This is a genomic window from Metabacillus niabensis (genome assembly GCF_902829255.1).
GTDB lineage: Bacteria > Bacillota > Bacilli > Bacillales > Bacillaceae > Metabacillus > Metabacillus niabensis.
Window position 1 is genome coordinate 1 of the sequence record NZ_CADEPK010000102.1, and the last position, 9,565, is coordinate 9,565.

The 9,565-nt window shown below is 40.7% G+C and carries 1 protein-coding gene; it reads right to left on the reverse strand.

What is annotated here, in order from left to right; translation table 11 throughout:
- Positions 1-125 precede the first annotated feature (125 nt).
- Positions 126-9,479: an isopeptide-forming domain-containing fimbrial protein gene (locus HU235_RS09930; protein WP_217451429.1), complete on the reverse strand. Its 9,354-nt coding sequence runs from the start codon at positions 9,477-9,479 to the stop codon at positions 126-128.
- Between the last annotated feature and the right edge of the window lie 86 nt (positions 9,480-9,565).

A 9,565-nucleotide genomic window follows, 5' to 3' on the forward strand; every position in this document is an offset into this window, starting at 1 on the left:
CTCTTTTAAATACTCGATTCATTAAACAAAGCATCACACTATTAAATCCAAATTTCGAAAAAGCACCTAAAAATAAATTGTAACTATAAATTTATCTTTAGGTGCTAGTTTCATAACTTATTAGATTATTTTGCTACAAATCTTCTTCTCACTAACAGTCCAATTAACGCAGTTCCGATCATGAGTAATCCAATCATCATGTAATTTGATTGGTTTTCACCTGTTTGTGGCAGCTTTTGTGGATCTCTTGCTGGTTCATTGTCTGGCTTTACAGGGTCTGTACCATCATTGTTATTATCTCCGTCGTTTGGAGGAGGGACATCACCATCAACTGGTACTACTTTTGTTTTTGTTGGTGTTGTCTTAATTGGATTTTCTGGATCCTTTCCTGGTTCATTTGGCTCTAATGGTTGGTCTGGGTCATATGCGATTGCGATGTTTTCAACGGTTGTATTTGCTGCACTTTCGAGCACCTTCACCTGGAAGGTAATTGTTGCTGTTTCACCAGCTCGTAAAGTAACAGGGCTAACCGTTAATTGACCTTCGCTCCAGACGTCACCATCTGTTAATGCTTTTCCATTTAATTTGGTCGTATTTGCGACAAGCTCAACTTGCTTAACGAGTTGATCCTGGATTGTTCCATTCCATTTTCCGCCCGTTTCACCGTTTTTCGCTTCAATCGTATATGTCACAATGTCTCCAACACGGACAGTTTCCTTATCGACTACCTTCGATAACGTAATGTCTGCAGGTAATTTTGTTTTTGTACCCGAATTTTTCGGTTCACTTGGTCGATCAAAACCTCCTGGATTTTCACCTGGGACTGTTCCTTCAACCGTTGCGATATTCGTAATATCACCTGTAGCGTCTTTTGTTACCGTTACGGTAAAGGCTACTTCTACCTTTTCGCCACCTTTTAGGCTGCCGATGTCAGCGACTGTTACCACTTGTCTATTCACTGCGCTGTCGTCTTTTGCTTCACCATTCACTGTTAATGTGCCTGGTACATAGCTTAAGCCTTCTGGAATGTTATCGACTACTTTGACATTGTTGATGATTGTTGTCGCAGCTTTGATGTTTTCAGCTGTAATCTTATATGTCAGCTGATCGCCAACTTTTACTTTTTGACCTTCAATTGCTTCACCTTCACGATTAAACACTGCTTTCGCACTGCTTAACTCTCCTGCACCTGGAACAACCTCTGTTTCAGCTGGTGGAGTTGTGATAGGATTCGACGGATCTTTTCCTGGCTCATCTGGATCTAATGGTTGGTCTGGGTCATACGCTGTTGCGATGTTTTCAACGGTTGTACTTACTGCACTTTCTAACACTTTCACCTGGAAGGTGATTGTCGCTGTTTCACCAGCTTGTAAAGTAACAGGGGTTACCGTTAATTGACCTTCACTCCATACGTCTCCGTCTGTTAATGCCTTACCATTTAATTTGGTCGTATTTGCGACTAGCTCGACTTGATCGGCGAGTTGATCCTGGATTGTCCCATTCCATACGCCACCAGTCTCACTATTTTTCGCTTCAATTGTATACGTAACAATCTCTCCAACACGGACAGTTTTCTTATCTGCCACTTTTGTAAGTGTGATATCTGCAGGTACTTTGACATCTGTTCCTGGATTTTCTGGTTCATTTGGTTGGTCTGGATCTCCTGGGTTTTCACCTGGAACTGTTCCTTCAACCGTTGCGATGTTCGTAATTTCACCTTTAGCTTCTGCTGTTACTTTTACAGTAAAGGCTACTTCTACTTTTTCGCCGCCTTTTAGGCTGCCGATATCATCAACTGTTACCACTTGGCCATTCACTGCGCTGTCGTCCTTCGCTTCACCATTCACTGTTAATGTACCTGGTACATAGCTTAGACCTGCTGGAATGTCATCGACTACTTTAACATTGTTGACAATTGTTGTCGCAGCTTTGATGTTTTCTGCTGTAATTTTATATGTTAGCTCATCGCCAACTTTTACTTTTTGGCCATCAATTGCTTTACCTTCACTATTAAACACTGCTTTTGCACTGCTTAATTCTCCTGCACTTGAAACAACTTCTGTTTCAGTTGGGGTAGTGGTGATTGGATTTTCTGGATCTTTTCCTGGTTCATCTGGATCTAATGGTTGGTCTGGATCAAACGCTGTTGCGATGTTTTCAACCGTTGAGTTTAGTGCACCTTCAAGTACTTTCACCTGGAAGGTTACTGTCGCTGTTTCACCAGCTTTTACAGTTACTGGACTCACCGTTAATTGACCTTCGCTCCATACGTCTTCATCAGCTAATGCTTTCCCGTTCAACGTCGTTGAACCTGAAACAAGCTCCACATTTGCTGGTAATGGATCCTCGATTGTACCATTCCATACGCCACCAGTTTCCGCATTTTTCGCTTCAATTGTATACGTAACAATGTCTCCGACATGCACTGTTTTCTTATCAGCGACTTTTGACAATGTAATATCAGCTGGTACTTTCACATCTGTTCCTGGTTTTTGTGGTTCATTTGGTTGGTCTGGATCTCCTGGGTTTTCACCTGGAACTGTTCCTTCAACCGTTGCGATGTTCGTAATTTCACCCTTAGCGTCTTCTGTTACTTTTACAGTAAAGGCTACTTCTACTTTTTCGCCGCCTTTTAGGCTGCCGATATCAGCGACTGTTACCACTTGTCCATTCACTGCGCTGTCGTCTTTTGCTTCACCATTCACAGTTAACGTGCCTGGTACATAGCTTAGACCTGCTGGAATGTCATCGACTACTTTAACGTTGTTGACAATTGTTGTTGCATCTTTGATGTTTTCAGTAGTAATTTTATATGTTAGCTGATCGCCAACTTTTACTTTTTGTCCATCAATTGCTTCACCATCACTGTTAAACACTGCTTTCGCACTGCGTAATTCTCCTGCACTTGAAACAACATCTGTTCCAGTTGGTGGAGTGGTGATAGGATTTTCTGGATCTTTTCCTGGTTCATCTGGATCTAATGGTTGGTCTGGGTCAAACGCTGTTGCGATGTTTTCAACGGTCGTGTTTAACGCACTTTCGAGTACTTTTACCTGGAAAGTGATTATTGCAGTTTCACCAGCTTGTAAAGTGACTGGGCTTACCGTTAATTGACCTTCGCTCCATACATCTTCATCAGCTAATGCTGCTCCGTTCAACGTCGTTGAACCTGAAACAAGTTCTACATTTGCTGGTAACGAATCCTCGATTGTACCATTCCATATGCCACCAGTTTCAGCATTTTTCGCTTCGATTGTATACGTGACAATGTCTCCGACATGGACTGTTTTCTTATCAGCGACTTTTGACAAATCGATATCTGCTGGTACTTTAACATCTGTTCCTGGTTTTTCTGGTTCATTTGGTTGGTCCGGATCTCCTGGGTTTTCACCTGGTACTGATCCTTCAACCGTTGCGATGTTCGTAATTTCACCTTTAGCTTCTTCTGTTACTGTTACAGTAAAGGCTACTTCTACTTTTTCGCCGCCTTTTAGGCTGCCGATATCATCGACTGTTACCACTTGTCCATTCACTGCGCTGTCGTCTTTTGCTTCACCATTCACAGTTAACGTGCCTGGTACGTAGCTTAAGCCTTCAGGAATGTCATCAACTACTTTTACATTGTTGACAATTGTTGTCGAAGCTTTGATGTTTTCAGCTGTAATCTTATATGTCAGCTCATCGCCAACTTTAACTTTTTGGCCATCAATCGCATCGCCATTACTATTAAATACAGCTTTAGAGCTCTTTAGTTCACCTGCACTTGGAACAACTTCTGTTTTAGTAGGTGTTGTCTCCTCAGGAACCATTGGCTGATCTGGATCATGTCCAGTTGCGATATTTTCAATAGTCGTGTTTAACGCATTTTCGAGCACTTTTACCTGGAAGGTAATTGTTGCTGTTTCGCCAGCTTTTACAGTCACTGGGTTCACTGTTAATTGACCTTCGTTCCATACATCTCCATCAGCTAATGCTGCTCCGTTCAACTCAGTTGAACCTGAAACAAGCTCTACATTTGCTGGTAATGTATCTGTGATCGTACCATTCCATGTTGCGCCAGTTTCTGCATTTGTCGCTTCAATTGTGTACGTAACAATGTCTCCGACATGAACGAATTGTTTATCCGCTACTTTCGACAAGTTGATATCAGATGTATTGACGTCAACTTCTTTCGTTGGCTCATCTGGTGTATCAATATTGTCACCGTCAACTGTCGCTTTATTTTGAATGACTTCACCAGCTTGTCCTTGCATCACTTTCGCATGGAACGTAACAGTATGCCATTCTGTGTCAGTAACATCTCCAAACTGTCCAGCTATTTTGCCATCAACAGAATGTCCGTTATCTCCATCTTGACTATCTGTTACAACTGTTCCATCGACTTTTAATGTGCCAGGAACATATTCCAATCCTGCTGGAATTGTATCTGAAATCACAAGATTTTCTACAACACCTTCAGAAACGGTATTACGAGTTTGAATTGTATACTCGATTGTGTCGCCGACTTCAAAGGTGTTCTTGCCTTCTTCTACATTCTTCGCCTCTTTTACCGACTCTAAATCTGGAAGACGTGGGTATACTTTTACTTCTGTTTCTGGTTTATCTGGTGTCTCGAGATTGTCACCTGATATGGTTGCGATATTCTTGATATCCTTACCTGCTTGACCAGATTGTACCTTAACAAGGAATTCAATTTTATGCTCCGTAGTATCTCTTACATCGCCGACTTGTCCAGTGAATATACCATCTACATAATGACCATTATCATTATCTTCGGCATCTGATACAGCTACTCCATCGACTTTCAAGCTACCTGAGACATATTCAAGTCCTGCTGGTAATTTATCTGAAATCACCATATTTTCTACAAGACTATCTTCGATCGTATTTTGTGTCTTGATTGTGTAAAGAAGTGTATCTCCTACTTCAGGGTGCTCTGCATCTGTATTTTCTGCTGCTTTTTCCTGAATTGTATACGACTTTTCAGAAACAAGATTTGGCTTTTTCGGTGTTACGTTAACTGTTTCTTCCGGTTTATCCGGGGTAGTGATATTTCCACCTTCAACCGTGGCAATATTTTTAATTGCTTGTTCCGATTGACCCGAATTTATTTTAGCTTGGAATTCCACAGTATGCCATTCTGTATCTGTTACATCTCCAAATGTTCCTTGAACTGCATTATTGACAACATAACCATTGTCAGTATCATCGGCATCTGTCGCAGACTGACCATCGATTTTCAAGCTTCCAGCTACATATGTGAGTCCTGCTGGGATTGTATCAGAAATTTTCAGGTCTTCAACTACGCCATCTGACACTGTATTACGCGTTTTAATCGTATAAACGACTGTGTCGCCGACTTCAAATACTTCCTTGCCTGCTTCCAAATTCGTCGCCGTTTTATCTGACTCTAAAACTGGAAGACGTGGATATACTTTTACTTCATTTTCTGGTCTGCTTGGTACATCAAGGTTGTCACCTGATACGGTTGCGATATTCTCGATATCCTTACCTGCTTGACCAGATAGCACCTTCACCTCAAATTCGATTTTATGCACATCTGTATCTAGGATGTCGCCAAATTGTCCTGTGAATGTGCCATCAACGTAATGACCGTTATCATCATTTTCGTCATCCGTTGCAGGCTTACCGTCGACTTTCAAGGTACCTGGGACATATTCAAGTCCTTCTGGCAATTGATCTTTAATTGTCATGTTTTTCACAAGACTATTTGAGATTGTGTTTTGTGTCTGAATCGTGTAAGTAAGTGTGTCTCCTACTTCAGGATGTTCTGTATCTGTGTTTCCATCAGCTTTTTGTTTAATCGTCGCTGATTTTTTGGAATCAAGAACAGGCTTCTGATAAGTAAGAGGAGTTGTCGTTTCATTTGAGTCGACTACTTCATCTTCATTCGTTAACAAATTCTTATAGTTGATTTGCGCTTTATTTTTGACTTGAGTAATTGTATCACTCACTAATGTTTTTACTTTAAACTGGACGGTCATTCCGTTTGGTAAATCAGTTGCGTTTGGTAAGTCACCTAATTTTACGATGACTTTTTGTCCATCAAAATGACCTGCATCGCTGTCATCTGCATCAGTTAAATCGATTGTTCCTGTGCCATTTGTAATTTTTAATGAGCCTGGAACATATTCTGTTCCTTCAGGAATCGCATCTTCAAATAATGCATCTGCAGCAATGTCCCCACCGTTGTTTTTCACGTTGACTTCATATGTTAGCTCGTCACCAGCGTTTACTTCTCCCTCTGGTGAAACTGTTTTTTCAGCAACGACACATGGTTCTGTTCCTAGGAAGATACCATCTAAGAAGTTACCAGCACCTATACTTCCACTAGCTGTGCTTAAAGCTTCAAAACCAAATCGAGTTGTCGTTTGTCCTGCTGGAACAGTATAAGTTCCTGTATAAGTTTTCCATGCAGTATTTCCAGTGGACATTTGGGTTTGTGGCACAGTATCATACGGATTATTTGTTGCCTGTCCGATACGAACCTGCATCGTGTCAACCCCATGGCGTCCCATATGAGACAATCGCCAATAAAGTGTTTGGCCAGGAGTCGTCTCTACATCTTGATAAAGCATTCCATTTTCATAAGCGTTTAATTCCGCCCATCTATCACCGTCAACTGGTGCTGCAAAGTTCTTTGCACCTGCAGGAAGGCCTTCCTTATAATTCCATATTTCGATGAGTTTTACACCTTGGGCATCATCCGTTGTCTTCCAGCCAGGAACCTCAGATTCATAGAAATAGATTCCCCAAGAAGGATTATAGGAACCTCTTGCTGCACCCTCTTCAAAGCTACCATTAATCAATGCTACTGGTTTAGCACATGCATCAATTACTGGTTTTGGTAAAACCGTAGTTGTTACTTCATTTGTTTCTGTTGATTGGCTTTCATTTATTAATAGATTGTCATAATTGATGAGCGCCTTGTTCGTAACAACTTTATTTGCATCGGTTGCAAGTGTCTTAACTTTAAACTGAACGGTCATTCCGTCAGGTAAATTCGTTGTATTTGGTAGCTCACCTAGTTTTACGATGACTTTTTCTCCATCGAATTGACCAGCATCATCGTCATTTTCGTCTGTTAAGTCAACTGTTCCTGATCCGTTTGTAATTTTTAACGAGCCCGGTACATATTCAGTACCTTCAGGAATTGCATCTTCGAATACTGTATTCCCTGCGATGTCTCCGCCAGTGTTTTTCACGTTTACTTCATACGTTAATTCGTCACCAGCAAAAACATCACCCTCTGGTGAAACTGCTTTTTCAGCAACGACACATGGTTCTGTTCCTAGGAAGACGTCATCAAGGTAATTACCGAAAGCCAAAGCTCCAGTAGATGTACTAATTGCTTTAAATCCAAAACGCGTCATTGTTTGTCCTGCTGGAACAGTATAAGTTCCTGTATAAGTTTCCCATGTAGTCCCAGTGGAAATTCTCTTTATTTCTGGCGTGGTATTGAATGGGTCGGCCGTAATTGGTCCAATATTAACACTCATTGTATCAATACCATTCCAACCTCTATGATTTAAACGCCAATAGATAGTCTGCCCTGGTACGGTTGGTAATTCTTGATATAACATACTATTTGTATCAGCATTTAATTCTCCATATCTACTCGTAAGATTGTCCTTATTCGGAGTATTTGATGGTATAGTACTCGGTCTGGCAGGGTCCATTATTTGAATAATACCTCTTGGTGTACGGGCGACATCAGTCGTTTTCCACCCTGGAACAGTATCTGCATAGTAATAGCCACCACCTGCAACCGAGTTATCATAGGTACCCGGTCCCTCCGGCTTTTCAAAATCACCATTAATCAATGCAACTGGTCTAGCACATGCATCGATCTCTTCCTTTGGACTAATCGTTACTTCAGCATTCGGTTCGCTAGGAGTGGTAATATTGTCTCCTTTAACCACTGCAGTATTTGGAATCGTCTGACCAGCTTGATCATCGTTAACGGTTACTTGGAAAGTCAATGTATGCCATTCATTGTCTGTCACATCACCAAACTGTCCAACTACGTCTCCATTTGCGGTATGCCCTTTATCGTCACCTTCTGCATCTGTCACAGCTTGTCCGTCTACAGTTAACGAGCCTGATACATAAGTCAGTCCTGCAGGGATCGTATCGCTAATCGTTAAATTTTGGACTAAACTATTTTCGACAGTGTTTCGTGTTTTGATTGTGTAGAGTAGTGTGTCACCTACTTCTGGATTTTCCGCATTTGTATTTCCATCTGCTTTTGTTTGAATACTTACTGCTTTATTGGATTCCAGAACTGGTGGATTAGGAGTGAAAACTGGCTCAGCTCCTGATGCAAGGTCAGCAGAAAAATACTCGACCCCCTGAATGGATCCAATAAATTTCGTACTTAAAGTTTCTGGATTAAGTGTAAATAATGTCACAGTATCATTACCTGCAGATATTAACATTTGTCCATCTGGTAAGAAACTAAGCCCTCTTACATATGGAGCGATAGCTATACCATCTGATAATTCTATAGGTATTACACGAAGTAATGTGGACGTGTCAGGATCTATTTGAGCAATTTTATCCCCCGATGCATACCATATTAATCCGTCTGCATCGACAATAATATCGCCGCCACTTATTGACTGACCTGCACTATTTGAAATTTCCCTAAGTTGATTTTCCCCTGTTGTCAGATTATATGAACCTAAGTTTGCAACACCGTTAATTAAAGTAATGTAGTAATAGGTATCACCTGAAATTGTCGCATTATCAATATTATTACCCGATAATGTTGTAACTAGTGAAGATGTTCCATCAGGTGCTACTTTGTATAGGTTTTTATTGCTTTGGTCAATTACATAAATAAAACCTTTATTTTTATCTAATGCTATTGCATTTGCGCTTGCTGAAGCATCACCACTTATTTGAACACTGGCCTTTATTGATGTTGGATTAGATCCGTCAATTTGATAAAGTGTCTTTCCATCCAATGAAACAGAATATGAATCCGTTTCGTTAAAATCAAGGACAGCTGCAGCTGCTTGCAAAGTAGCATTTTCGGAAGAAGCAGAAGTCGTTTTAGCACTTTCTGTATCTCCGGTACTATCATCAGCTGTTGATGCTGGTTCAGACGAAACAGGAATAATATTCAAAGGCTGTGAGTTATAAATTTGACCGTCACGCACAGTTTTCGCCTGTAAACTTGCATTCTCTGTAAGACTACTTGTAAAAGATAATGAAACCCGTTTCTTTTGTTCTAAAGCCGTGAATTTTGTCCAATCGACTTTTACTGTACGGGTGTTTTCTTCATAAGTTAGCCCTTCTTGAGCAAGACTTTCATCAGTAAGGGCTATCCCTTCAGGCAGCTGAATCTCTGCATTAGAGTCCTGCCCATCCTGTAATAGTAAGTCTATTGAAAAATCTTGTTCTACTTTTAATTCTTGTATTTTTTCATTTTGATCCTTTTCAGTAAAATACAAGTTTTCAGCTACAGATTCAGTTGTTGTAACTGCGCTTGCAACTGGAAGAATTGCTGAAGATAAGCTATTGATTATTAACATTAAAA